This window comes from Pantoea sp. X-Soil-ISGK-421 (genome assembly GCF_059730785.1).
Genome location: NZ_AP035979.1, coordinates 2203384 through 2229372, shown reverse-complemented (window position 1 = coordinate 2229372; position 25989 = coordinate 2203384). Strand labels below are relative to the sequence as shown.

General features: G+C 50.0%; 23 protein-coding genes, 2 tRNA genes and 1 other RNA gene. 14 read left to right on the top strand and 12 right to left on the bottom strand.

Going from position 1 to position 25989, the window contains the following annotated elements; all coding sequences use genetic code 11:
• Positions 1–67: 67 nt before the first annotated feature.
• A complete protein-coding gene (gene gapA / locus AC6I8K_RS10390) occupies positions 68–1066 on the bottom strand; it encodes a glyceraldehyde-3-phosphate dehydrogenase (RefSeq protein ID WP_007889697.1) in 999 nt (332 codons plus the stop codon).
• A 338-nt stretch (positions 1067–1404) separates the two neighbouring features.
• On the opposite strand from gapA, the gene msrB reads away from it, so the two are divergent.
• Together msrB and AC6I8K_RS10380 are read left to right on the top strand one after the other, a co-directional pair.
• Entirely contained in the window at positions 1405–1815 is a 411-nt protein-coding gene (gene msrB, locus AC6I8K_RS10385) for a peptide-methionine (R)-S-oxide reductase MsrB (protein ID WP_064738860.1), read from the top strand.
• Between the two features lie 2 nt (positions 1816–1817).
• Entirely contained in the window at positions 1818–2099 is a 282-nt protein-coding gene (locus tag AC6I8K_RS10380) for a YeaC family protein (protein ID WP_497826676.1), read from the top strand.
• Between the two features lie 36 nt (positions 2100–2135).
• On the opposite strand, the gene pncA is transcribed toward AC6I8K_RS10380, so the two are convergent.
• From pncA to sppA, 3 genes are all read right to left on the bottom strand, one after another.
• Entirely contained in the window at positions 2136–2744 is a 609-nt protein-coding gene (pncA, locus tag AC6I8K_RS10375; protein ID WP_064738857.1) for a bifunctional nicotinamidase/pyrazinamidase, read from the bottom strand.
• A 15-nt stretch (positions 2745–2759) separates the two neighbouring features.
• Positions 2760–3773, bottom strand: a complete 1014-nt coding sequence (gene ansA, locus AC6I8K_RS10370) for an asparaginase (RefSeq protein ID WP_064738856.1) — start codon at positions 3771–3773, stop codon at positions 2760–2762.
• 85 nt (positions 3774–3858) lie between these two features.
• A complete protein-coding gene (gene sppA / locus AC6I8K_RS10365; RefSeq protein ID WP_483817523.1) occupies positions 3859–5718 on the bottom strand; it encodes a signal peptide peptidase SppA in 1860 nt (619 codons plus the stop codon).
• Positions 5719–5887: 169 nt separating this feature from the next.
• Here sppA and AC6I8K_RS10360 point away from each other — a divergent pair, with 169 nt between their 5' ends.
• From AC6I8K_RS10360 to AC6I8K_RS10345, 4 genes are all read left to right on the top strand, one after another.
• The gene (locus AC6I8K_RS10360; protein WP_483817522.1) at positions 5888–6439 is read left to right on the top strand and encodes an NAD(P)H nitroreductase; all 552 of its coding nucleotides are present in this window, start codon (positions 5888–5890) and stop codon (positions 6437–6439) included.
• 153 nt (positions 6440–6592) lie between these two features.
• Positions 6593–7636: a selenide, water dikinase SelD gene (gene selD, locus AC6I8K_RS10355; protein WP_483817521.1), complete on the top strand. Its 1044-nt coding sequence runs from the start codon at positions 6593–6595 to the stop codon at positions 7634–7636.
• A 21-nt stretch (positions 7637–7657) separates the two neighbouring features.
• On the top strand, positions 7658–9580 hold the full coding sequence (locus AC6I8K_RS10350) for a DNA topoisomerase III (protein WP_064738852.1): 1923 nt from the start codon (positions 7658–7660) through the stop codon (positions 9578–9580).
• Positions 9580–9876 carry a YnjH family protein gene (locus tag AC6I8K_RS10345; RefSeq protein ID WP_064738851.1) on the top strand — a complete coding sequence of 99 codons (297 nt, stop codon included), beginning with the start codon at positions 9580–9582 and terminating at the stop codon, positions 9874–9876. Before AC6I8K_RS10350 ends, AC6I8K_RS10345 begins: the two co-directional genes overlap by 1 nt.
• Positions 9877–9920: 44 nt before the next feature.
• On the opposite strand, the gene xthA is transcribed toward AC6I8K_RS10345, so the two are convergent.
• The 6 genes from xthA to AC6I8K_RS10315 form a co-directional block, all read right to left on the bottom strand.
• Positions 9921–10727, bottom strand: a complete 807-nt coding sequence (xthA, locus tag AC6I8K_RS10340) for an exodeoxyribonuclease III (protein WP_483817520.1) — start codon at positions 10725–10727, stop codon at positions 9921–9923.
• A 125-nt stretch (positions 10728–10852) separates the two neighbouring features.
• Positions 10853–10981, bottom strand: a non-coding RNA gene (locus AC6I8K_RS10335) — RtT sRNA.
• A 39-nt stretch (positions 10982–11020) separates the two neighbouring features.
• Positions 11021–11105, bottom strand: a tRNA-Tyr gene (locus AC6I8K_RS10330).
• Positions 11106–11147: 42 nt separating this feature from the next.
• A tRNA-Tyr gene (locus tag AC6I8K_RS10325) sits at positions 11148–11232 on the bottom strand.
• A gap of 144 nt (positions 11233–11376) precedes the next feature.
• Entirely contained in the window at positions 11377–12225 is an 849-nt protein-coding gene (gene purU / locus AC6I8K_RS10320; protein ID WP_064738849.1) for a formyltetrahydrofolate deformylase, read from the bottom strand.
• Positions 12226–12282: 57 nt separating this feature from the next.
• The gene (locus AC6I8K_RS10315; RefSeq protein ID WP_064738848.1) at positions 12283–12738 is read right to left on the bottom strand and encodes a YchJ family protein; all 456 of its coding nucleotides are present in this window, start codon (positions 12736–12738) and stop codon (positions 12283–12285) included.
• A 96-nt stretch (positions 12739–12834) separates the two neighbouring features.
• Between AC6I8K_RS10315 and rssA the strand changes: the two genes are divergently transcribed.
• The 5 genes from rssA to AC6I8K_RS10290 all read left to right on the top strand — a co-directional run bounded on the left by rssA (position 12835) and on the right by AC6I8K_RS10290 (position 18345).
• On the top strand, positions 12835–13740 hold the full coding sequence (rssA, locus tag AC6I8K_RS10310) for a patatin-like phospholipase RssA (RefSeq protein WP_064738847.1): 906 nt from the start codon (positions 12835–12837) through the stop codon (positions 13738–13740).
• A gap of 102 nt (positions 13741–13842) precedes the next feature.
• Positions 13843–14859, top strand: coding sequence for a two-component system response regulator RssB (rssB, locus tag AC6I8K_RS10305; protein WP_064738846.1), 1017 nt, complete (start codon positions 13843–13845; stop codon positions 14857–14859).
• A gap of 192 nt (positions 14860–15051) precedes the next feature.
• The gene (galU, locus tag AC6I8K_RS10300) at positions 15052–15960 is read left to right on the top strand and encodes a UTP--glucose-1-phosphate uridylyltransferase GalU (protein WP_064738845.1); all 909 of its coding nucleotides are present in this window, start codon (positions 15052–15054) and stop codon (positions 15958–15960) included.
• 23 nt (positions 15961–15983) lie between these two features.
• Positions 15984–17327 (top strand): UDP-glucose dehydrogenase family protein, encoded by a 1344-nt coding sequence (locus tag AC6I8K_RS10295; protein ID WP_455843672.1) that lies wholly within the window; start codon positions 15984–15986, stop codon positions 17325–17327.
• 10 nt (positions 17328–17337) lie between these two features.
• Positions 17338–18345, top strand: a complete 1008-nt coding sequence (locus tag AC6I8K_RS10290) for an NAD-dependent epimerase (RefSeq protein WP_497826675.1) — start codon at positions 17338–17340, stop codon at positions 18343–18345.
• Between the two features lie 95 nt (positions 18346–18440).
• Here AC6I8K_RS10290 and hns read toward each other — a convergent pair whose 3' ends face one another.
• On the bottom strand, positions 18441–18848 hold the full coding sequence (hns, locus tag AC6I8K_RS10285) for a histone-like nucleoid-structuring protein H-NS (protein WP_064738842.1): 408 nt from the start codon (positions 18846–18848) through the stop codon (positions 18441–18443).
• A gap of 415 nt (positions 18849–19263) precedes the next feature.
• On the opposite strand from hns, the gene tdk reads away from it, so the two are divergent.
• Positions 19264–19884 carry a thymidine kinase gene (gene tdk / locus AC6I8K_RS10280; protein ID WP_483817517.1) on the top strand — a complete coding sequence of 207 codons (621 nt, stop codon included), beginning with the start codon at positions 19264–19266 and terminating at the stop codon, positions 19882–19884.
• Positions 19885–19940: 56 nt separating this feature from the next.
• Here tdk and adhE read toward each other — a convergent pair whose 3' ends face one another.
• Positions 19941–22616: a bifunctional acetaldehyde-CoA/alcohol dehydrogenase gene (gene adhE / locus AC6I8K_RS10275; protein WP_497826674.1), complete on the bottom strand. Its 2676-nt coding sequence runs from the start codon at positions 22614–22616 to the stop codon at positions 19941–19943.
• Positions 22617–23061: 445 nt separating this feature from the next.
• On the opposite strand from adhE, the gene AC6I8K_RS10270 reads away from it, so the two are divergent.
• Positions 23062–23709, top strand: a complete 648-nt coding sequence (locus AC6I8K_RS10270; protein ID WP_064738839.1) for a YchE family NAAT transporter — start codon at positions 23062–23064, stop codon at positions 23707–23709.
• 573 nt (positions 23710–24282) lie between these two features.
• Complete coding sequence (locus tag AC6I8K_RS10265; RefSeq protein WP_497826673.1) at positions 24283–25917, top strand: ABC transporter substrate-binding protein; 1635 nt, start codon at positions 24283–24285, stop codon at positions 25915–25917.
• Positions 25918–25989 lie beyond the last annotated feature (72 nt).

Here is a 25989-nt window from a genome sequence, read left to right as displayed (position 1 = left end):
CCTTCTCTTTATCCAGTCGAAAAAAAGGGGCGACCGAAGTCACCCCTTGTCTGTTTAGCTGGTTAGCTTACTTAGAAGCAACCAGTGCAATCAGATCCAGAACTTTGTGTGAGTAACCGGTTTCGTTATCGTACCAGGAAACCAGTTTCACGAAGTTGTCGTTCAGCGCGATACCGGCTTTAGCATCGAATACTGAAGTCAGCGTTTCGCCATTGAAGTCAGTAGAAACGACGTCGTCTTCGATGTAGCCCAGAACGCCTTTCATTTTGCCTTCTGACTCAGCTTTGATCACTGCACAAATTTCTTTGTAGGTCGCTGGTTTTTCCAGGCGAACAGTCAGGTCAACAACAGAGACGTTTGGCGTTGGAACGCGGAAAGCCATACCAGTCAGTTTACCGTTCAGCTCTGGCAGAACAACGCCAACTGCTTTAGCTGCACCGGTAGAAGATGGGATGATGTTCTGCGCTGCGCCACGACCGCCGCGCCAGTCTTTGTGAGACGGGCCATCAACGGTTTTCTGAGTAGCGGTTGTTGCGTGAACGGTAGTCATCAGACCTTCAACGATACCGAAGTTGTCATTGATAACTTTAGCCAGTGGTGCCAGGCAGTTGGTGGTGCAAGACGCGTTAGAAACGATGTCCTGGCCAGCATATTTGTCAAAGTTAGCGCCACGTACGAACATTGGGGTGCTGTCTTTAGATGGACCAGTCAGAACCACTTTCTTCGCGCCAGCAGTGATGTGTTTACGCGCAGTTTCGTCGGTCAGGAAGATACCGGTCGCTTCAGCAACAACGTCAACACCCACTTCGTCCCACTTCAGGTTAGCCGGGTCTTTCTCAGCGGTAACACGGATTTTCTTACCGTTAACAATCAGTGCACCGTCTTTCACTTCTACAGTGCCGTCAAAACGACCGTGAGTAGAGTCATACTTCAGCATGTAAGCCATGTAATCGGCGTCGAGCAGATCGTTGATCGCGACGATTTCGATGTCAGAACGCTGCTGCGCAGCACGGAAAACGATGCGACCGATACGGCCAAAACCGTTAATACCTACTTTGATAGTCATATATTCCACCAGCTATTTGTTAGTGAATAAAAGGTTGGCTGTAAAATTACAAAAACCTTACCAGGCGTCAAGCGGAATCGTGTCAATTGTTGCGACAGGTCAATTCCAACACCAGGAATAATTGGTTGCGCAATCGCTTACGCAGCACCCTTATTGCGCGCCTATGTTACGCCGAATGCGGGCTGAAAAGGGATGACTTTTGCAAAGGGTGATCGCCATCACAAAATCGCGCTGTAGAAGAGAGGTTGGAAGCGTTAGCACGAAAAAAGACCCGATAGATGTTGTACGTTTGTTAGAATACTAGTCGATTTTTTCAGAATGACACTCCGGAACTCAAAATGGCTAAAGACACCGCACCCGACGCAAAAATCGCGCAGCTTTCCGAAATGCAGCGCTATGTGACTCAGCATCGTGGAACGGAGCCCCCTTTCTCGGGCGCCTTACTGCATAACAAGCAGGAAGGGATCTACCACTGCTTAGTTTGTAACTCGCCGCTGTTTCTCTCCGAGACCAAATATGATTCAGGCTGTGGCTGGCCAAGTTTCTATCAGCCTTTCAGTGACGAAGCCATTCGCTACCTGGAAGATGATTCACACGGTATGCATCGCGTTGAGATTCGTTGTGGCAATTGTGATGCGCATTTGGGGCATGTGTTCCCGGATGGCCCGCAGCCGGGCGGCGAGCGCTATTGTGTGAACTCCGCTTCGCTAAACTTCACTGATGAGCAGGGCAATCAGCAAGAGGGCTAAGCATGAAACAGGAATTAGAAGTGATGCTGGAGGCGATGACGCCTGAAGTATATGAGCGACTCTCCACGGCGGTAGAAATCGGCAAATGGCCTGATGGTGTAGCGCTAACGCAAGAGCAAAAGGATAATTGCCTGCAGCTGGTCATGCTATGGCAAGCTCGCCACAATGACGAGCCGCAACATATGACCATCGGTAAAGGTGGGGATATGGTGACGAAATCAAAGAAACAGCTGAAAGAAGAGTTCGGCATTGAGCCTGATGTCACGCGCATCAATCTGCACTAAAAAGCAAAAGGGCTGGTTCGCACCAGCCGCTCATTTTCAGATTAATGCCGCACCTTGTGCTTCCATCTGAGCGAAAGCAATTTCGCTGTCATCGGGATTCAGATTCACGCCGCGGCAACCCTCTTTGACCACTTCAACGTTGTAACCCAACTCCAGCGCGTCCAGTACGCTGTATTTGACGCAGTAATCGGTCGCAATGCCCAACATCACTAAATCGCTAATCCCGCGCTCGCGCAGCCAGCTGTCAAGTTCTGTCTTGCGGCGATGGCCGTTATCGAAGAAGGCGCTGTAACTATCGACCTCAACATCGCCCCCTTTATGGAACACTGCGTCAATCAGAGTGCGATCGAGATCGGGATGGAAATCTGCCCCAACTGAGTTTTCGATGCCATGATCGGGCCACCAAATTTGCGCTAAACCGTTTAATTCACCCAGCGTGTAAACCGGCTCGCCGGAGATCGAGGCGAAACTACCATGATTTGCTGGATGCCAGTCTTGCAATGCCACAACACATTCACCCCGAGCGCGAAACTCACGTGCAAACCGATTTGCAACGGCAACCGTTTGGTCACCTTCACGCACCGCCATTGGGCCGCCGGGGCAAAAATCGTTCTGAATATCGATGATTATCAATGCCCGTTTCATTCGTTTCGCTCCGTATCAATCTTCGGTCAGTTCGCCGCGTAAATTCTGCTGCATTTTGGCACGAATTTCTGCGCTGGTAAGGTTCTGACTCAACAAAAAGTGCAGTTTGGTCAACGTAGCCTCAACGGTGAGATCAAAGCCGCTGATAACACCCGCATGTTCAAGAGCATTACCGGTGGCATAGCCGCCCATATTCACTTTACCGGACATACACTGAGTGAGGTTGACCACCACAATGCCGCGATCGCTGGCTTGCTGCAGCTCCGAGAGGAAGGCGGCATTTTGCGGTGCGTTACCCACACCGTATGAGCGAAGGATCAACGCTTTCACCGGCTGACGCAGGAAATTACCCACCACGTCAGCGGAGATACCCGGATAAATCGTCACCACACCAATGGGTTGAGGTGTTATGGGGTGCACAATCAGCTCACCATGACCCCGCGGCGCGGGCGGAGTGTTCAACCGACGAATATGAATTCCCGCTTCCAGTAAGGGTGCAAGGTTTGGCGAAGCGAAAGCATTAAAGCCATCAGCATGCGCTTTGGTGGTGCGGTTGCCGCGGAACAGCGTGTTGTTGAAAAACAGCGCAACTTCGTTGATCGGATAATTCGCCGCCACGTACAGGGAGTTCAACAGGTTTTGTTGACCATCGGAGCGCAATTCCGCCAATGGAATTTGCGATCCCGTAACAATGACCGGCTTAGCGAGATTCTCGAGCATAAACGAGAGCGCCGAAGCGGTGAACGCCATGGTATCGGTACCATGCAGAATCACAAAGCCATCGTAGCGATCGTAGTTTTGTTTAATATCATTCGCAATCGATTGCCAATCCTGCGGCGTCATATCCGAGGAATCCATTAGCGGCTGATATTCATGGATAGTGAAATCGGGCATTTCAGGCCGATGGAATTCGGGCATATTGGCCAGTTGCTGCTGTAAATGGCCGGATACCGGAATGTAGCCCTGCGCAGAGCGCTGCATTCCGATGGTGCCGCCGGTGTAGGCTACGTAGATATTTTTCTTTTGCATGAAGGAACTCAGACTTGCCGTAAAACGCGCAGTATAAAGGGATTACCAACGGAAAGCAGCCCGACCAGCGGCCGGGCTGTAAAGATTAGCGTACGTTGCCGCAGTTCAGGCAGAAAGCGTAGCGATTTTGCGGATCGTTAAGGTTATTAAGCAAACCAGGTTGCTGTTTCATTGCGCTCATCACGTCCAGCATGGGTGCTGGCAACCAGATTTTCAGTGCTGCCGGCAACACAGCCTGAGCAGACGCGTTCAGCTGATTCAGCAGCAGATCGATCATGCCCGGATCATCTTGATACCAGCTTAACTCCGGCTTGGCGACCTTCGCCAGCTCAGCAGCTTTCGCTACGGCGTCATCAAAATCACCCAACGCATCCACCAAGCCATTGGCTTTGGCATCGCTACCCGTCCAAACGTGGCCCTGAGCAATCGCATTGATTTCATCAGGCGTTTTATGGCGCGAGGTCGCCACCAAACCGACAAAGTTACGATAGCCATTCTCGATGGTCAGTTGCATCAACTGCTGCACTTCGGTCGGTAGCGCTTTGGTGGTTGCCACATCCGCGAGTGGCGATGTGGCAACGCCGTCGGTATGCACACCCACTGAACTCAGACTGTTTTCAACGGTGTTGATCACACCAAAGATACCGATGGAACCGGTCAGCGTGCTGGGTGCGGCCACGATGTAATCGGCAGGTGTGGAAATCCAGTAACCGCCCGAAGCGGCCATGCCACCCATTGATACCACCACCGGTTTACCGGCATCATGCGCTGCCGCTAGCTCTTCACGAATCGCTTCCGACGCGGTTACGCTGCCGCCGGGGCTGTTGACACGCAACACGATGGCTTTAATTTTCGGGTCAAGACGCGCATCGCGAATTTGCGACGCGGTGGTATCACCACCGACGTTCCCGGCGCTCTCTTCACCGTCCATAATCGCACCGCTGGCGAGAATCACCGCGATATTGCCATCCTGACTTTGCGGCGGCTGTTTAACGTTATAGTCGTAGATACTGACGCTACGGTAATCGTTGTTCGCCTTGTCCCAGCCAAAGGTTTTAACCAGTTCCTGATCGGCCGCGGCACGCGTATCGAGCACATCCACTAATTTATTGTTCAGTGCATATTTTGCTGTATCGCCCTGAACAGCCTGCAGACCGCTAATGATGCCAGCTGCGCCTGGGAACAGTTGTTCTGGCGTAATCTGACGATTAGCCGCCACGGTGTTCAGATAATTCTGCCACAGCTGGCCAATCCAGCGTCCGTCAGCGTCACGCGCTTCAGGTGACATATCGTCACGCAGGAACGGCTCAACCGCAGATTTGTAAGTCCCAACGCGGAAGACATGTGAGTTAACTTTCAGCTTCTCCAACAGGGTTTTGTAATACAGGCCGTTGGTGGCGAAACCGTGCAGATCCACCGTGCCTTGCGGTGACAGGTAAACCTTGTTGGCGTAGCTGGCAATGTAGTATTGCGCCTGGCTGTAGCTGTCGCCGACGGCATAAATGGGTTTGCCAGCATCGCGGAATTCGCGCAGTGCTTTACCAACATATTGCAGCGAAGGTTGATCGCCGCCGGCAAAGTCTCGTAGGTCCAGTACAATACCCGTAATGTTCTTATCGGTTTTGGCCTGGCGAATCGCATCGACCACGTCGAACAGGGAGTTCTCCTGCAGGCGATCGCTGTTCGCGCCTAGCAGTTGACGACTGATACGACTTAGACGATTGCTGACGGAAGGTTTATCAACCAGCATACCGCTCAGATCGATTTTCAGTGCGCCTTGCTGTACGGGTTCACTGCTGTTGGAACTGGACACTTGCAGCCAAATCCCGACGCCCGCCAGGATCAAAACAATAAGAAATACATTAAGAATAAATTCCCGAATAAAATTCAGTACCCGCCAGGTCCAGCGGAACAGACCGGAAATAATTCGCCACAATGTGCGCATAAACTCTCCATATTCACGTAGCAGGGCAGCCAGCACGCGGTCTACCCCGATGTCGGGTTCATCCTAAAGAGCGGCGTGCGAAAAGTCAGCAGGAAATCGCGCCAGACTGTTACAAAAGATCGTGCTGTGCCAGGATTAGCCCACGCTTTTTATTCATGGGAGAAGAATAATGGATGCATTGGATTTATTAGTTAACCGCCGCTCGGCGTCTCGTCTGGCAGAACCTGCTCCGGCAGGCGAAGCGCTGCAAAACATTCTGCATGCCGCGCTGCGCGCACCCGATCACGGCACGCTGCAGCCATGGCGATTCATTATTGTCGAAAATGAAGGACGCGAGCGCTTTGGAAAACTGTTAGAACAAGCCGCACGCGACAGCAATCTTGAGCAGAAGGCCATCGACAAAGCCGCTTCTGCGCCATTTCGCGCACCCATGATCATCACTGTGGTGGCACATTGTGAAGAAAATGCCAAAGTACCGCATTGGGAACAGTTGGCATCGGCCAGTTGTGCCGTCATGGCAATGCAGATGGCAGCCGTCGCCCAGGGCTTTAACGGTATCTGGCGTAGCGGTCCGTGGACCGATCATCCATCAGTGCGCGAAGCCTTTGGCTGCCGTGAACAGGATGCGATCGTAGGATTCCTCTATCTTGGTACGCCCCAGTTGAAAGCCAACACCACCGTGGTGGCGCCGGACACCGCGCAGTTTGTCAGTTATTTCTGACAGACAGCGGCCAAATTTTGCGGCAGGTTATGCGCCGTTGCAGATATTGCACAGAGCCTGTGCGAAAGATCGAGGTTAGGTCGTGCAACACTTACCACCACTTGACAGCCAGGCTACCATAGCGGCTTCTGTTCATTGCATAAGGAAGTCGCCATGAGTGAACCTCTTCGATTAACGCAATACAGCCACGGTGCTGGTTGCGGCTGCAAAATTTCGCCGCAAGTTTTGGAAACCATTCTTCAGAGTGAGCTTAGCCCATTTCACGATCCGCAACTGCTGGTTGGAAATGAAACGCGTGACGATGCCGCGGTGTACGATCTCGGTAACGGTACCGCTGTTGTCAGCACCACTGATTTCTTTATGCCGATCGTCGACGATCCTTTTACCTTTGGTCGCATCGCTGCTACTAACGCCATCAGCGATATCTACGCTATGGGTGGGAAACCCATCATGGCGATCGCCATTTTAGGCTGGCCAGTAAATGTACTGAGTCCGGACGTGGCGCAGCAGGTCGTCGAAGGTGGGCGTGCGACTTGTCAGGCGGCGGGAATTGCATTGGCGGGGGGGCATTCTATTGATGCGCCAGAGCCAATCTTCGGTCTGGCCGTGACCGGTATCGTTGATGTGGCGCGGGTAAAAAAGAACAGCGCGGCGCAGGCTGGTTGCCAGCTATTTCTCACCAAACCGTTAGGGATTGGCATTCTTACTACAGCCGAGAAAAAAGGCTTGCTGCGACCTGAACACCAGTCGTTAGCAGCAGATGTAATGTGCCAATTGAATTCCGCCGGGGTTGAATTCGCCAAACTCGAAGGCGTCAGTGCTATGACTGATGTCACGGGTTTTGGCCTGCTGGGTCATTTAAGTGAAATCTGCCACGCTTCAGGACTGCGTGCCGAAGTGATTGCTGCGCATGTCCCCCGTCTGGCTGGCGTCGATGACTACATTGCTGCCGGTGCAGTACCGGGTGGGACCAGCCGCAACTTCGCCAGTTATGGCAAGCACGTTTCTTCGATTGATGATGCCACGCGTGCGCTGCTGTGCGATCCGCAAACGTCTGGTGGGCTACTGGTGGCGGTGCAACCCAGCGCCATCGAGACCTTCCTGCGCTGTGCTGCTGCAACAGGCGTGCAAGTCGCGTCGATTGGTGAGCTGTTTGCTGCCCAATCTGATCATCCTTTGATTACCGTAGTTACCTGACGTTAAGGAACGACGCCATCCATGCGTTTGTTTATTGCCGAAAAACCCAGCTTAGCGCGTGCGATTGCCGACGTGTTGCCGAAACCGCATCGACGCGGCGACGGCTATATTGCCTGCGGGAATGACCAGGTTGTGACCTGGTGTGTTGGCCACCTGCTGGAGCAGGCGCAGCCCGACAGTTACGATAGCCGCTATGCGCGCTGGAATCTCGCTGATTTGCCGATTATTCCGGAGAAGTGGCGTTTACAGCCGCGTCCATCCGTGGCGAAGCAGTTAAAAGTGATTGAAGGATTGCTGCAGCAAGCCAGCACCGTTGTTCACGCGGGCGACCCCGATCGTGAAGGGCAACTGTTGGTAGATGAGGTGCTGGATTACCTGCAACTGTCACCAGAAAAACGCAAAACGGTACAACGCTGCCTGATTAACGATCTCAATCCTTCCGCGGTTGAACGTGCGGTCGGGCGCTTACGCGAAAACCGCGAATTCATTCCGCTGTGCGTGTCAGCGCTGGCGCGCGCGCGCGCTGATTGGCTATACGGCATCAATATGACGCGCGCATGGACGTTGCTTGGTCGTAACGCCGGTTATGACGGCGTGCTGTCTGTCGGCCGTGTGCAGACGCCGGTACTTGGCTTGGTGGTGCGTCGCGACGAAGAGATCGAGAATTTTATCCCGAAAGACTATTTCGAAGTTAAAGCGCACATCGTTACGCCGAAAGAGGAACGCTTTGTCGCCAGCTGGGTGCCGAGCGATGCCTGTGAGCCCTGGCAGGATGAAGAGGGGCGCTTGCTGCATCGTCCGCTGGCGGATCACGTTCTGGAGCGTATTAACGGTAAACCTGCTCGGGTCACGGGCTATAACGATAAACGCGAATCCGATACCGCGCCGCTGCCATTTTCGCTTTCCGGTTTGCAGATTGAGGCCGGTAAGCGCTTTGGCCTCAGCGCGCAGAACGTGCTGGATTGCTGTCAACGCCTGTATGAAACTCACAAATTGATTACCTATCCGCGTTCCGATAGCCGTTATCTGCCCGATGAGCACTTTGCCGGCCGCCACGCGGTGTTAAACGCCATTCAGGCGCATCAGCCTAATTTGACACCGCCAACAGATTTTAATCCCGATCGGAAAAACCGCTGCTGGGATGATAAAAAAGTCGATGCACACCACGCTATTATTCCTACCGCACGTGCCAGTAAAGTGAGTCTGACTGAGAATGAATCCAACATCTATGGATTGATTGCTCGCCAGTATTTGATGCAATTTTGTCCGGATGCGGTTTTCCGCAAATGCGTTATTGATCTCGATATCGGCGGCGGAAAATTTATCGCCAAGGCGCGTTTTCTGGCCGAAGCTGGCTGGCGTGCGCTATTAGGCAGTAAAGAGCGTGACGAGGAGAACGATGGCACGCCGCTGCCCGTCGTGAGCAAAGACGATGAGCTGCTGTGTGAACGCGGCGAAGTGCTGGCTAAGCAAACACAACCGCCGCGTCCGTTCACCGATGCCACTTTATTATCTGCGATGACGGGCATCGCCCGCTTTGTACAAGATAAAGAATTAAAGAAAGTGCTGCGTGCAACCGATGGTTTAGGAACGGAAGCGACGCGTGCAGGCATTATTGAATTGTTGTTCCGCCGCACTTTCCTGGTGAAAAAAGGCCGCTATATTCATTCGACGGATGCGGGCAGGGCGTTGATCCATGCGCTGCCAGAAATGGCGGCCCGGCCAGATATGACGGCGCAATGGGAATCGACGCTGACCCGCATTAGTGAGAAGGCCTGTCGCTATGATGAGTTTATGCAGCCGCTGGTCAGCACCTTAATTGGGTTGATTGGAGAAGCGCGCCAGCGACCGTCGTTACAGGCCTTTCGCGGATTAACTGCGCCTGGACCAAAAAAGAAAACCAAACCTAAAACGGCTCGTCGCAAAACCAAGGAGACAGAGTGATGCGTTATGCAATGATGTTACTCAGTGGACTGCTGTTATGTAGCACCTCTGCGCTGGCCAACCGCCAGCCGGAAAATAATCGTATGGGTAATACCGATGTGGTGGTGGATATGCCATCAGAAGTGTGGACGCAGGGGCAAAATAATCGTCAGAGTAACTGCATGCAGTGCTGTACTTATGAGAACCGGAGTTATTCCGAAGGCGCGGTGGTTAAGGCGGAAGGCGTGCTGCTACAGTGCGGACGAGATGAGAAGGTGTTAGGAACTAACCCGCTGATCTGGAAGATTATTAAATAAACACGCGTGGCGTATAACGCCACGCTGCTTCTGCTTCTGCTTCATCACAGCTTAAACGTCGACCAAACCGGTGCGTGATCTGACGGTTTTTCCATGCTGCGAATATCGTAATCGATACCGCTTTCAACACACCGCGAGGCGAGTGGTTGGCTCGCCAGCAGCAGGTCAATACGCAGACCACGATTGTCGTCAAAGCCTTTCGAACGGTAATCAAACCACGAGAATCGATCGTTGGTTTCCGGGAACTTATCTCGCCAGGTATCCACCAAACCCCACTGCAGTAAGCGATCCATCCATTCACGCTCTTCAGGCAGGAACGAACATTTCCCCGTGCGCAGCCAGCGCTTGCGATTGTCTTCACCAATGCCGATGTCGAAATCAGTGCTGCTGATGTTCATATCACCCATGATCAACACCGGCTTATCAACGGCTAACTGCTGCTCAAGATAGCTTTGCAGGTCACGATAAAACTTCTCTTTCGCCGGGAACTTAGTGGGATGGTCGCGACTTTCACCCTGTGGGAAATAACCGTTAATCACGGTGATATCGCCAATCGGACTCGGGATTTCCGCCATGATCAAACGACGCTGTGCATCTTCATCATCGCCAGGGAAACCGCGACTGACGTTGATCGGCTCAGCTTTGGTCAGCAGTGCGACGCCATAGTGGCCTTTCTGTCCGTGGTAAAACACGTGATAACCCAGTTTACTGACGTCTTCGAGCGGGAACATATCGTCATGCACTTTGGTTTCCTGCAAGCCGATGACATCGGGTTGATGCTGTTCAACCAGCGCTGCTAATTGGTGAGGACGTGCACGCAAGCCGTTGATGTTGAAAGAGACAAATTTCATTTCGCTGCCATTTCTATCCGCAAAAGTATGGCGCGATGGTAACGAGTTTTTTGGGAAAAGTCATGGTGTGAAGCGGGAGAAAACAGCGATTAAAGCAAAAGGGGAGAGTGTAGGAGAGCATGTGATGGTGGTGGGAGAAGGATGATTTGACGCGTTGCGTCTCACCCTTCGGGCCGCGCTAAAGCGCGTTGTCTCACGTCGTTCGACTCGAACCTTCTGTCGAAGCTTCTCATCCTTCTCTAAGTGATGAATATAAGTTTAAGGGATTTAAATAAGAGAGGGAGAGCATGTGATGGTGGTGGGAGAAGGATTCGAACCTTCGAAGTCTGTGACGGCAGATTTACAGTCTGCTCCCTTTGGCCGCTCGGGAATCCCACCGGGGATATTAGATATTGTGGCTTCAAGCAGAGACGATTCAGATGGTGGTGGGAGAAGGATTCGAACCTTCGAAGTCTGTGACGGCAGATTTACAGTCTGCTCCCTTTGGCCGCTCGGGAATCCCACCACTGGCCTGAATCATTGCGTCTTAAAGCGGGGCGCATCATAACAAATGCGCTCAGCCTGTAAAGCGCCGTCACTGATAATACAAACTGTTTGCCCACTTTTTATGCGCAGCGCTGAAGAGTTGTGCAGTTCAGCGCCGAACTGGTTAAAGAATGATCGTCCGGTTGCCATATACAAACACGCGTTGACCTAACACTTTATACAGTGCACGGCTCAACACATTCTTCTCAACGTCACGTCCAGCACGCATCATCTCTTCTGCGGTGTAGCTGTGATCGACGTTGATCACGTCCTGCATGATGATTGGTCCTTCATCAAGGTTATCGTTCACATAGTGTGCGGTGGCGCCGATGATTTTCACACCGCGCTCATACGCCTGGTGATACGGACGCGCGCCGATAAACGCCGGCAAGAAGGAGTGATGGATGTTAATGATCTGGTTTGGATAGCGTTGCACAAAAGCAGGCGTTAACACGCGCATGTATTTAGCCAGCACGACGTAATCCGGCTGATAGCGGTCAATTTCATCCGCCATGCGGTTGTCATGCTCTTCACGCGTATGGCCTTCGTGGCTCACCATTACAAACGGAATATCGAAACGTTCAACCAATGAGCGCAGCGTTTCATGATTACCGATGACTGCAGCAATCTCCATATCGAGACCGCCAAACGCACTTTTCATCAACAGATCGCCAAGGCAATGCGCCTCTTTGGTCACCAGAATGACGACACGGCGACGGCCCGCACTTTGCAGTTCACGCACCGATCCCGTTGGCAGCGCGCTATCGAGATCGGCCAATAGCGTATTGTCGTTGAAAATGCCTTCCAGCTCTGTGCGCATGAAAAAGCGCCCGGTACGGTGATCGACAAACTCATTGTTCTGCACAATGTTAAGTTCGTGCTTGTAGCAAATGTTGGTGATCTTGGCGATCAAACCTTTCGCATCAGGGCAAATGGTTCGTAAAACTTTTCGTTGGATGGTGTGCGCTTGCATCTCGATCAGAGTCCTGTCAAAGCGATGAATGGTAAAGCCGTTGTGTATCTGTCCAGATTAACCACAACATTTTTTGTATTTTTTATCGGCGCCACAAGGACAGCGATCGTTACGTCCCAACTCAGGCGTTGTTCCGTCAACATAGTACCAGCGTTGATCCTCGCGAAGAAAGCGCGAACATTCGTAGATGGCTGAAGTCCGACCTTTTTCGAGGTAACGCGCAAAAAACGTTACGAAGGCTTCATTCTCATGGCTTCCATGATTACAACGAGTTACATTCAAGCCCAGCCATTCAGTACCGGAAAAACTTTCAGATAATAACGTCTCAAGGTCGCCCGCGCGTTTACTGGGGTGCCAGGTTGCCGCCAACCACGCGGCATCGTTAACAACATAGGCGGTATAGCGTGAACGCATTAATTGTTCCGCGCTGGACGGGTTCGCTTGGCCATTCAGAAAGGGTTGGCAACATAAGCTATACTCCTTTCCGCTGCAGCAAGGGCACTTTTCAGACACGTCATCTCCTGGAAGTGATTAAAGTAAATTAAAGCGTGCGCTATGGTAGCCGACTGTCAAGCGTGATGCTACGTAACAAGCCAATCACGAGGTGAGATGAGAAAAGTCAGGATTGGGCTGGCACTAGGTTCAGGTGCTGCCAAAGGATGGTCACACATCGGCGTTATCACTGCGCTAGAACGTGCGGGAGTAGAGATCGATGTGGTGGCAGGTTGTTCAGTTGGCGCATTAGTCGGCTCGGCTTACGTGAATGGTCGGCTGGGCGTGATGGAAAAATGGGTGAGCGCATTTCGTTACTGGGACGTCATCCGACTGATGGACCTCTCCTGGCAGCGCGGAGGTTTATTGCGCGGCGATCGGGTGTTTAGCCACATTCGGCAGCTCATTCCCAACGATCTGATCGATCAGTGTGACAAGCCTTTTGGCGTCGTGGCCACCAATTTAAGTACCGGGCGTGAAGTGTGGTTAACCGAGGGCGATTTGCATCAAGCTGTGCGTGCGTCCTGTAGTATGCCAGGCTTATTGCCACCCATCGCTTACAATGGGTATTGGTTAGTGGATGGTGCAGTGGTTAATCCCGTGCCAATTTCGCTGACGCGCGCTTTGGGTGCCGACATTGTCATCGCCGTTGATTTACAACATGACGCACATCTGATGCAGCAAGATTTATTATCTGTTACGCCGCAAAGCGGTGAAGAAGCGGCGGCCGTTGAAGCGCTGAGTTGGGGTAAAAAATTGCGCCAACGTATTCTTGGTTTGACGCATCGCCGAGCTAATCAAACGCCGGGTGCGATGGAGATCATGTCTACATCAATCCAGGTTCTGGAAAATCGTCTGAAACGTAACCGCATGGCGGGCGACCCGCCGGATGTGCTGATTCAGCCGTTTTGTCCGCAAATTTCCACACTGGACTTCCACCGTGCAGAAGAAGCCATCGCGGCAGGCAAGGCCGCCGTTGAGAAAAAAATGGATGAACTATTACCGCTGGTCCGTGGCAGATAGTCAGGTTGTTCATTCACACGGGTTGTTACTTCAGTTAATTCTGAAAGGCGCAACTGCATTTTATGAACCACTATTGAATAATCTGGTACGCAGGGGGAGAGAATGGAAAAACCGCTAATCGGCAAAAAGATACTCATTGTCGAAGATGAGGTCGTTTTCCGTTCATTGATGGAAAATTTACTCACCAGTCTGGGCGCTAGCACGCTGGAAGCCGGTGATGGACTGGATGGCCTGACTTTACTGTCTGCACAGTCAGTCGATCTGGTTATTTGCGATCTTGAAATGCCGCGTATGGGTGGCATTCCTTTCGTCGAGCGACTTCGCACACGTGGCAACAATGTGCCGATTCTGATTATATCCGCCACCCAAAATATGGCGGATATCGCCCATGTGTTGCGTTTGGGCGTTCAGGATGTGCTGTTAAAACCGCTGAAAAATCTTGAGCGTTTCCGCGAAGCCGTATTTGAGTGCCTCTATCCCTCCATGTTTACCTCCAAGGTGGAGGAGGACGAACAACTCTTTCAGGATTGGGATGCGCTAGTTAGCGATCCGTTGGCAGCGTCAAAATTACTCAAACAACTTCAGCCCCCGGTGCAGCAAACCATCGCCAATTGCCGTATTAACTACCGTCAGCTCACCATGGCGGAGCAGCCGGGTTTAGTACTGGATATTGCCGCGCTATCTGAGAATGATCTGGCATTCTATTGCCTTGATGTGACGCGCGCTGGCGATAATGGCGTGTTAGCTGCGCTGTTACTGCGCGCACTGTTTAATGGTTTGTTGCAAGAGCAACTTTCCGGCCAAAAGCAGCGATTGCCAGAGCTGAATGGCCTGCTGCGTCAGGTTAATATGCTGTTGCGGCAGGCTAATCTTAGCGGTCAGTTTCCACTGCTGGTGGGTTATTACCATCGCCAGTTGAAAAATCTGATTCTGGTCTCTGCTGGGCTTAACGCCACATTGCATATCAACACTCATCAAATTCAACTCAGTAATGGTGTGCCACTTGGTACTATGGGCAGCACTCATCTCAATCAAATCAGTCAACGCGCCGACGCCTGGCAGTGCCATATTTGGGGCGCCGGTGGCAGGCTACGCTTAATGCTATCGGCCGAAGAATAATCAGACGAATTAAATTTTTCCGCGGGATAAAGACAGGACCAGGGGCAAGCTTTACACTTGGGTAATAGTCTTAATTTCCGCGGATTAGCTCCATCCAGGATAAATCCGTTCAATAGTAACGGTATACTCATTTCGTTTTTAAACCGACATATCAAGTATTAACTTGAACGGCCTATTAAGAGAGGTATTTAGATGTCTGCCTATAAGACTAAAGTAAAAAAAGCGGTAATCCCTGTTGCAGGCCTCGGCACGCGTATGCTGCCTGCGACCAAAGCTATTCCAAAAGAAATGTTACCGCTGGTCGATAAGCCGTTGATCCAGTATGTCGTGAATGAGTGCATTGCAGCAGGCATTAATGAGATTGTGCTGGTCACCCACTCTTCTAAAAACGCTATCGAAAACCACTTTGATACCAGTTTTGAATTGGAATCTATGCTGGAAAAACGCGTTAAGCGTCAGCTGTTGGATGAAATCCAGTCTATCTGCCCACCGCACGTTACCATCATGCAAGTTCGCCAGGGTATCGCTAAAGGCCTGGGCCACGCGGTGATGTGTGCGCACCCGCTGATTGGTGATGAGCCATTCGCCGTAATTCTGCCAGATGTGATCATCGACGAATACGAATCTGATCCGACCAAAGATAACCTGGCAGAGATGCTGACTCGTTATGAAGAAAGCGGTCGTAGCCAGATCATGGTTGAACCCGTTGCTGATGTCACCGCCTACGGTGTAGTTGATTGCCAGGGTGCTGAGCTCTCAGCAGGTCAGAGCGCACCAATGGTTGGCGTGGTCGAGAAGCCTAAAGCTTCTGAAGCCCCATCAAACCTGGCGGTTGTGGGTCGTTACGTGTTGTCTGCTGAAATCTGGCCACTGCTGGCGAAAACGCCTCCAGGTGCAGGCGGCGAAGTTCAGCTGACTGACTCCATTGCAATGCTGATGGAAAAAGAGACCGTTGAAGCTTATCACCTGAACGGTGTAAGCCATGACTGCGGCAACAAACTGGGTTACATGCAAGCCTTTGTTGAATACGGCGTTCGCCATCCAGTATTGGGTAAAGATTTCACCCAATGGCTTGAAGGCGCGGTAGGCAACAAAAAGTAACTCAATAAACACAGGATAATTCAATGAAAGTCACTGTATTTGGTATCGGCTATGTCGGTCTGGTTCAGGCTGCGGTGTTAGCCGAAGTCGGACATGACGTTCTCTGTATTGATGTCGACGAAAAGAAAGTCGAGAACTTAAAGAAAGGCAACATTCCGATTTTTGAACCGGGCCTGACGCCACTCGTTATGTCTAATTATGAGTCGGGTCGCTTGAAGTTCAGCACGAATGCGGAAGAAGGCGTTAATCATGGTGTGATGCAGTTTATCGCTGTGGGTACGCCGCCCGATGAAGACGGTTCTGCCGATCTGAAATATGTGACTGCAGTTGCGCGTACGATTGCGCAGCACATGAACGATCATAAAGTTGTTATCGACAAATCGACCGTGCCCGTAGGTACTGCAGATCGCGTTCGTGCGGTAATGACTGAAACGCTGCAAAAGCGCGATGTGAACATCGCCTTTGACGTAGTTTCAAACCCGGAATTCCTTAAGGAAGGTGCGGCAGTTAACGACTGTATGCGTCCTGAGCGTATTGTTGTCGGTACGGACAACGATGAAGTGGTTGAGCTGTTACGCGAGCTTTATGAGCCGTTCAACCGTAATCATGATCGTATGATTTTAATGGATATCCGCAGTGCAGAGCTGACTAAATATGCGGCTAACTGCATGCTGGCAACCAAAATCAGCTTCATGAACGAGATCTCTAACCTGGCAGAACGTCTGGGAGCCGACGTTGAGAAAGTTCGCCAGGGGATCGGTTCAGATTCTCGTATTGGTTATCACTTCATCTATCCAGGCTGCGGTTACGGCGGTTCTTGTTTCCCGAAAGACGTGCAGGCGCTGATTCGCACTGCTGAGTCAATCGGTTACACGCCGCGTTTGCTGCAGGCGGTAGAAGACGTTAACGATTCGCAAAAGAATAAGCTTCCGACCTTTATCAAGCGTCATTTTGGCGACGATCTGCGCGGCAAAACTTTCGCTCTGTGGGGACTGGCGTTCAAACCGAACACTGACGATATGCGTGAAGCCTCTAGCCGCGTGCTGATGGAAACGCTGTGGGAAGCGGGAGCAACCGTGCAGGCGTTTGACCCAGAAGCAATGGACGAAGCGCAACGCGTCTATGGTCATCGTAATGATCTGAAATTGATGGGTACCAAGGAAGCGGCGCTGCAGGGTGCGGATGGCTTAGTCATCTGTACTGAATGGCAAAACTTCCGTGCGCCAGATTTCGATGTCATTAAAAATGCGTTGAAAGAACCCGTGATTTTTGATGGGCGTAACCTGTATGATCCAGAGCGTATCAGCAAACGCGGTTTCACGTACTATGCAATCGGCCGCGGAGCGTCAATTAAAATTGTAGAATAATGAGGGATGTATGAAGTTTCTGGTTACCGGCGCGGCAGGTTTTATTGGATTTCACGTCAGTCAGCGTTTGCTGGCCGCTGGTCACCAGGTTGTCGGTATCGATAACCTGAATGACTATTATGATGTCAGCCTTAAACAGGCCCGTTTAGATCAGAACACTCAACATGCTGATTTTATTTTCGTAAAAATGGACCTGGCGGATCGCCAGGCCATTTCTTCCTTATTCGCTGAACATGAATTTGAACGTGTCATTCATTTAGGCGCGCAAGCGGGCGTACGTTATTCGATTGAAAACCCACACGCTTATGCTGATTCTAATTTAATCGGTCATCTGAATATTCTTGAAGGCTGCCGTCATAATAAAGTTGGCCACCTTCTGTATGCCTCATCCAGTTCAGTATATGGCCTGAACCGCAAAATGCCTTTTTCAACGGATGACTCCGTTGACCATCCTGTTTCACTTTATGCGGCTACTAAAAAAGCCAACGAATTGATGTCGCATACTTATTCACATCTTTATCAATTGCCCACTACCGGCTTACGCTTCTTCACTGTCTATGGTCCTTGGGGCCGTCCGGATATGGCGCTGTTCAAATTCACACGCGCGATGTTAGCCGGTGAGCAAATAGACGTTTATAACAACGGACAAATGACGCGCGACTTCACCTATATTGATGATATTGCCGAAGCCATCGTGCGACTGCAGGATGTCATTCCGCAAGCTGATGACAACTGGACCGTTGAAACGGGTTCAGCAGCAAGCAGCTCGGCACCGTACCGCGTTTATAATATTGGCAATAGCCAGCCGACAAGTTTAATGACTTACATTGGATCGCTGGAAAAAGCTTTGGGTATTGAAGCGAAGAAAAATATGCTGCCAATGCAGCCCGGCGATGTATTAGGTACCAGTGCTGATACGCAACCCCTTTACAATGCGATTAACTTCCGCCCACAAACTGGCGTAGAGCAGGGCGTCAAGCATTTCGTTGAATGGTATCGTCGCTTCTACCAACAATAGTCAAGCATAAAAAAAGGAAGCCTAAGGCTTCCTTTTTCTTACCTGGTATAAAGTGAGTTAGCGAGTGCTATTCACAACTCGAAGCACTGGAAGGATTACAGCAGGAAATCGTCCAGTTGTTTACCTTGTTCTTCAATTGCTTTTTTAATCACTGCAGGTGTGCGGCCCTGGCCTGTCCAGGTACGGTTTTCACCGTTTTCATCGACATAAGAATATTTGGCTGGACGTGCTGCACGCTTGGTTTTACCCGGAACTTTTGTTTCAGATAATGCCTGTAAAAGATCATTTGGATCAATACCATCAGCAATCAGCATTTCACGATATTGTTCAAGTTTGCGTGTGCGTTCTGCGTTTTCCGCTTGAGCATGCGTATCTTCTTCGCGACGCTCATTGACCACAACTTCGAGTTTTTCCAGCATCTCTTCCAATGTTTCCAGAGAGCATTCCCGAGCTTGCGCGCGCAATGTACGGATATTATTAAGAATTTTAAGTGCTTCGCTCATTGTCCTAATCTCAAAATATAATAAATGGGAGTTGTTCTGCCGTCTCATAATAGAGGTGCAAAAAAATAACTGCAATAGCCAGATTTAAAAGCAAAACGTAAAATTTTAAAAAATAAGCTTATTGAGAGAGCCAGTTACAGAATATATTTACCCATTTGGGGATCTTTTCTAACTGAGTTTACTCAGGAGTTAGTTTAGCCAATGCTGACTCAGACGTTCTGTCAGTAATAGTGATGAATAAATATCAACTTAAGTGCTATTTTGACAAAACGTGCTCAACTCTCAAATGATGAAAAAATATCCTTTTTACGAGTGTTGTTAATTTGAGCAAGTGATAAAAATAATGCATCGCTACTGTTATTCAGGTTTATGATAGACTGCGGCCCATCAGATACAGGCGCGATGAGATTTCCTAATGGCTCAACTCTATTTTTATTACTCTGCGATGAATGCGGGTAAATCAACGGCTTTGCTACAATCATCTTATAATTATCATGAGCGCGGCATGCGTTCTCTGGTTTATACCGCTGAAATCGACAACCGCTTCGGTGCGGGCAAAGTCAGCTCTCGTATCGGCCTTTCGTCTCCTGCATTTTTATATAACGCTGAGACTAAACTCGATCAGGAAATAGCAGACGAGCATGCGAAGAATCCGGTGCATTGTGTATTGGTTGATGAGAGCCAGTTTCTGACGCGCGAGCAGGTTAAAGCATTATCTGATGTCGTCGACAACCTGGATATTCCCGTGTTGTGTTACGGTTTACGCACTGATTTCCGCGGTGAGTTGTTTGTAGGCAGCCAATATCTACTCGCATGGGCCGATAAATTGGTTGAACTTAAAACCATCTGCCATTGTGGCCGTAAAGCCAGCATGGTTTTACGTCTGGATGCAAACGGTAAGCCTTTCAGTGAGGGAGAGCAGGTGGTGATTGGCGGTAACGAGCGCTATATTTCGGTATGTCGGAAACACTATAAGCAAGCGATTAATGAAGGTTCGCTGAAAGCCATTTATGGGTCGCATTCGGCACCAGCTTAACGAGCAATTCCCCCATTAAAAAACCCGCCGAAGCGGGTTTTTTTAGTTAAAGCGCTTTAGGCTTTTTTAGTTTTCTTCTCAATTTTCACTTCTACTTTAGGCACTTCAGCTTTCTCGTTGAATGACTCTGAGAATTCACGACCGTAGAAGGTATCCAACATGATTTGTTTAAGCTCAGCAATCAGCGGATAGCGTGGGTTTGCACCAGTACATTGGTCATCAAATGCATCCTCAGCTAATTTGTCCACTTTTGCCAGGAAGTCCGCCTCTTGCACACCCGCTTCGCGAATGGAGGTTGGGATACCCAACTGTGTTTTCATCTCTTCAAGCCACGCCAGCAGTTTTTCAATTTTCTGCGCGGTACGGTCGCCAGCGGCGGACAGTCCTAAATGGTCTGCAATCTCAGCATAACGACGGCGCGCTTGTGGGCGATCGTATTGGCTGAAAGCCGTTTGCTTGGTCGGATTGTCATTCGCGTTATAACGAATCACGTTCGAAATCAGCAGGGCGTTTGCCAAACCATGTGGAATGTGGAACTCAGAACCCAGTTTATGCGCCATTGAGTGACAGACACCCAGGAAGGCGTTAGCGAACGCAATACCCGCGATAGTCGCTGCATTGTGAACATGCTCACGCGCCACCGGATTTTTTGCTCCATCGCGGTAGCTGGCTGGCAAATTTTCTTTCAGCAGTTTGAGAGCTTGCAGCGCTTGACCGTCAGAATACTCATTCGCTAATACTGAAACATAAGCTTCAAGTGAGTGTGTAACCGCATCCAGACCGCCGAAGGCACAAAGTGAACGTGGCATATCCATCACCAGATTGGCGTCAACAATTGCCATGTCCGGAGTCAATGCATAATCCGCTAATGGGTATTTCTGGCCGGTGGCATCGTCAGTCACCACGGCAAACGGTGTGACTTCAGAACCGGTACCGGAAGTGGTGGTGATGGCAATCATACGTGCCTTGACGCCCATTTTCGGGAATTTATAGATGCGTTTACGGATGTCCATAAAGCGCAGTGCCAGCTCTTCAAAATGGGTTTCTGGGTGTTCGTACATCACCCACATGATTTTTGCTGCATCCATCGGTGAACCACCGCCGAGTGCAATAATCACATCAGGTTTAAAGCTGTTCATCTGCTCTGCACCTTTACGTACGATGCTTAGCGTTGGGTCAGCTTCGACTTCAAAGAACACTTCAGTTTCGATACCGTGTGATTTCAGTACGCGGGTAACCTGATCGGCATAACCGTTGTTGAACAGGAAGCGGTCAGTAACGATAAAGGCGCGTTTTGCACCGTCAGTTGCTACTTCTTCCAGGGCAATTGGCAGTGAGCCGCGACGGAAGTAAATAGACTTGGGAAGTTTATGCCACAACATATTCTCAGCTCGCTTGGCCACGGTTTTCTTGTTGATGAGATGTTTAGGTCCCACGTTTTCAGAAATGGAGTTACCGCCCCATGAACCACAGCCCAGCGTCAGTGACGGAGCCAGCTTGAAGTTGTACAGGTCACCGATGCCGCCTTGTGAAGCCGGTGTATTAATCAGAATACGCGCGGTCTTCATTTTGTCGCCGAAATAGTGCACACGCTCTATCTGATTATCTTGATCGGTATAGAGACACGAGGTGTGACCGATACCGCCCATGGTCACCAGTTTCTCTGCTTTATCAACCGCGTCGTGATAATCCTTAGCGCGATACATTGCTAAGGTCGGTGACAATTTTTCATGCGCAAACGGCTCAGATTCATCAACCAATTTCACTTCGCCAATGAGTATCTTGGTATTTGCTGGCACGCTAATTCCGGCTAATTCCGCAATTTTTGTCGCGGGTTGGCCAACAATCGCCGCATTCAAAGCACCATTTTTCAGGATGATATTCTGAATGGCTTTCAGCTCATCGCCTTGCAGCATGTAGCCGCCATGGCTGGCGAAACGTTCGCGGACTGCGTCATAAGCAGAATCAACCACAATCACCGATTGCTCAGAAGCACAAATCACACCGTTATCGAAGGTTTTCGACATCAGGATCGAGGCTACGGCACGCTTGATATCCGCTGTTTCATCGATGACGACAGGTGTATTACCCGCACCCACGCCAATCGCTGGTTTACCAGAACTGTAAGCGGCTTTCACCATGCCCGGACCGCCGGTTGCAAGGATCAGGTTGATATCAGGGTGATGCATTAACTGATTAGATAGCTCGACTGATGGGGTGTCGATCCAGCCGATGATATCTTTTGGTGCACCTGCCGCAATGGCTGCCTGCAGCACAATGTCCGCAGCTTTGTTAGTCGCATCTTTTGCACGAGGATGCGGAGAGAAGATGATGCCATTGCGAGTTTTCAGGCTAATCAGCGCCTTGAAAATAGCCGTTGAGGTTGGGTTTGTTGTGGGTACGATACCGCAGATCAAGCCAATCGGTTCAGCAATGGTAATGGTGCCGAAGGTATCGTCAGTGGCGAGAATACCGCAGGTTTTCTCATCTTTGTAAGCGTTGTAGATATATTCAGAGGCAAAGTGATTCTTGATCACTTTATCTTCAACAATACCCATACCTGATTCGGCAACGGCCAATTTGGCCAGAGGGATTCGTGCATCTGCAGCGGCGAGGGCGGCAGCGCGGAAGATGGCATCAACTTGTTCCTGACTAAAATTAGCGTACTCACGCTGTGCCTTTTTTACACGCTCAACCAGTGCATTAAGATCGGCAACATTAGTAACGGCCATAGTGCTCTCCTGAAGGAAGTTAAACTCTTTTAGTAAACAAGCCTGAGTCCAGAAGTATAGTCACGTATGCTTATATATTGGTCAGGTTGGCAACTGATTTGCCTTTGCTTACTAAAAGGGTTTCCTGGTGAAGATGCTTAAATGTCAGGAAGTGTTTTCGATGCGGTAAGATTACCCCTGATGGGGTAGGTGAATTTTGATGTAGATCAAATCATGACTAAGCTGACACCTTTCAGCACTAACTTTTGCAAGTAAAGTTAGCGGAATGTGCCACATATTCTGATCTCAATGGCTGCATCGTAATAACCAAAGATTTACAGCAGCCGAATGTACTGACTTGGAGCCAAACAAGTAGCATAAATTTCTCCCTATGCCTCTGGTTTTTCGCCCGTCATATGAACTACATTAGGCGCGCTTTTTTACTCAGACCATACCGGAGCCCACTTTGAACCCCGTGCTACTCGATCTTTCCGGCTACATTAAGTTTTTTGTCGGTTTGTTTGCCCTGGTGAATCCGGTGGGCATCATCCCGGTCTTTATCAGCATGACCAGCTATCAGGCGGTGGTGGAGCGCAATAAAACCAATCTCACCGCCAACCTGGCCGTTGCCATTATCCTATGGACCTCATTGTTCCTTGGTGATGGCATCCTGCATCTGTTTGGCATCTCAATTGATTCGTTCCGTATTGCCGGTGGCATTCTGGTGGTCACTATTGCGATGTCGATGATCAGCGGAAAACTCGGTGAAGATAAGCAGAATAAGCAGGAGAAGTCGGAGAGCGCGATTCGTGAAAGCATCGGCGTAGTGCCATTAGCCTTGCCGTTGATGGCCGGTCCGGGCGCAATCAGTTCGACCATTGTCTGGAGCACGCGTTACCACAGTTGGCAGAATCTGATTGGTTTTAGTCTCGCGATTGCCATTTTTGCCTTTTGTTGTTGGCTGCTGTTTCGTGCTGCACCTCTAATGGTGCGGGTGCTTGGCCAAACCGGGATTAACGTCATTACCCGTATCATGGGCTTATTACTGATGGCATTGGGGATTGAATTTATTGTCACCGGCATGAAATCTATTTTCCCAGGCTTACTGAATTAAAAGAGAGTTATTTTTTATCCGAGATAAATTTTCGATCCAAAATGGTGCATTAATCCGTTTAATTGCACCATTTTGGTTAGTTTATTCATGCGCCTTAACTCCACACGTCCTATATCACTTTTACTACTGGCTCAAGCTTAATCCCGCCAGGTCTCACATCAAACTGTGATAATTATCACAGATAATAACTCTGCCGATGGCCATTGAACTAGCATTAGCGAAAAGTTTGTCACTTGATTGATAATTAATTCTGTGGCAAATGCTTATTTTCATGGTCGAATTCGTAAATATTATATCTACAGAACAATAATGAATAAAACATAGGCAATTATCGCGGAAAATTGAATTTAATCATGGGTTTATGCGATAATTCAGTTAAATAATTAACACTTTTCCTACCCGACCGAACGTGATAAAAGAGAATCTGCTAACATTTTTGGTGTTTAGCTTTGGCGTGCGGGCATCGGTTCTGATAATTTTCGGCACATCACAAATTTTTTATCTGATAGCGACAAATGTGTACGCTTCTTGCTTACAGGCTATCAGGCTTATGATTAAGGTTGATATTTGTTGATGAAATGCATGGTAGCAAAAACGTTCACGCGCTCAGTGCTTGCCTTATGCCTGATGGGAATTATTTCTCAAAGTCAGGCAGCACAAGTGCCTGCCGGAATGCAATTATCCGATTCTCAGCGTATTGTCATTAATAACGGTAGCGAAGTGGCGACGCTGGACCCGCAGAAAGCAGAAGGCGTGCCTGAATCAAATGTCATGCGTAATCTGCTGGAAGGATTGGTTGAAACCGATAATAACGGTCAACTGGTACCCGGCGTTGCCAAACAGTGGCAAAGTGAAGAAGGGCGCATCTGGACGTTTACGCTACGTGACGATGCGCGTTGGAGTAACGGCAAGCCAGTTACCGCACAGGATTTCGTCTACAGTTGGCAACGTCTTGCTGACCCTAAAACCGGATCACCTTACGCCAGCTATTTGCAGGCGGCTCATTTAGAGAACATTGATGCCATTTTGTCGGGCAAAGCCTCGCCCGCTGAACTCGGTGTTAAAGCTCTAGACGATCATCATTTACAAGTCACCCTTTCCGAACCCGTTCCCTATTTTGTTGACATGCTGGCCTACAGCGCGATGAAACCGGTCTATCGTCCGGCGATAGAACAATGGGGCGAGCAGTGGACGCAGCCGCAACACTATGTTGGCAATGGTGCTTTTACGCTGTCCGAATGGGTCGTTAACGAAAAAATCGTTGTTAAACGCAATCCGAACTATTGGGATAATGCGCATACAGTGATTGATGAGGGCGTGTTTTTACCTCTCTCCTCAGAAAACAGCGATATCAATCGCTATCGTAGCGGCGGTACCGATATGACTAACAGTGCGGTGCCGCCGGAGTTGTTTAAAAAGTTACAGCAGGATCTCGGTGATGAGGTGAAAGTCAGTCCGCTGTTGTGCACCTTCTATTACGAGATTAATAACCAAAAAGCACCGTTCAATGACGCACGTGTCCGTAGCGCGCTGAAGTTAACCTTAGATCGCGACATCATTGCGCAAAAGATCATGGGCCAGGGCCAGATTCCTGCCTATGGTTTAACGCCGCCGTTTACCCACGGAATCACGCTTTCTCCACCGGCCTGGGCACAACAAACCCAGTCAGAGCGCAATGCCAGTGCCAAACAGTTATTAGCGGATGCCGGCTTTAATCAACAAAACCCGCTGCGTTTCACGCTGCTTTACAACACCTCTGAGCAAAACAAGCGACAAGCGATTGCTGCCGCCTCCATGTGGCAAAAAAACCTCGGCGCGGTGGTGACATTACAGAATCAGGAGTGGAAAACGCTGCTGGAAACACGTCATCAGGCACAGTACGACGTGGTACGCGCCACCTGGTGCGCGGATTACAACGAACCGTCTACGTTCCTGAATATGCTGTTAAGCGGCTCATCAATTAATACTGCGTTTTACCAAAGTTCGGCGTTTGACCAGTTAATGAAGCAAACATTGACCAGCGCAGATGAAGCAAAGCGCGCCGCTCTTTATCAGCAGGCTGAGGCGCAACTCGATAAAGACTCACCGATTGTGCCCGTCTACTATCGGGTTAGCGTGCGGTTGGTAAAGCCTTGGGTGGGAGGGTTTACCGGTAAGGATCCGCAAGACATGCTGGCGTTGAAATACTATTACATAAAGAAACATTGAGTAATGAGCCGATCCGGCGCTACAGTCGGGCGGCACTTTACCGTGGTAAACCCTGAAGGGTGATTAGGGTCT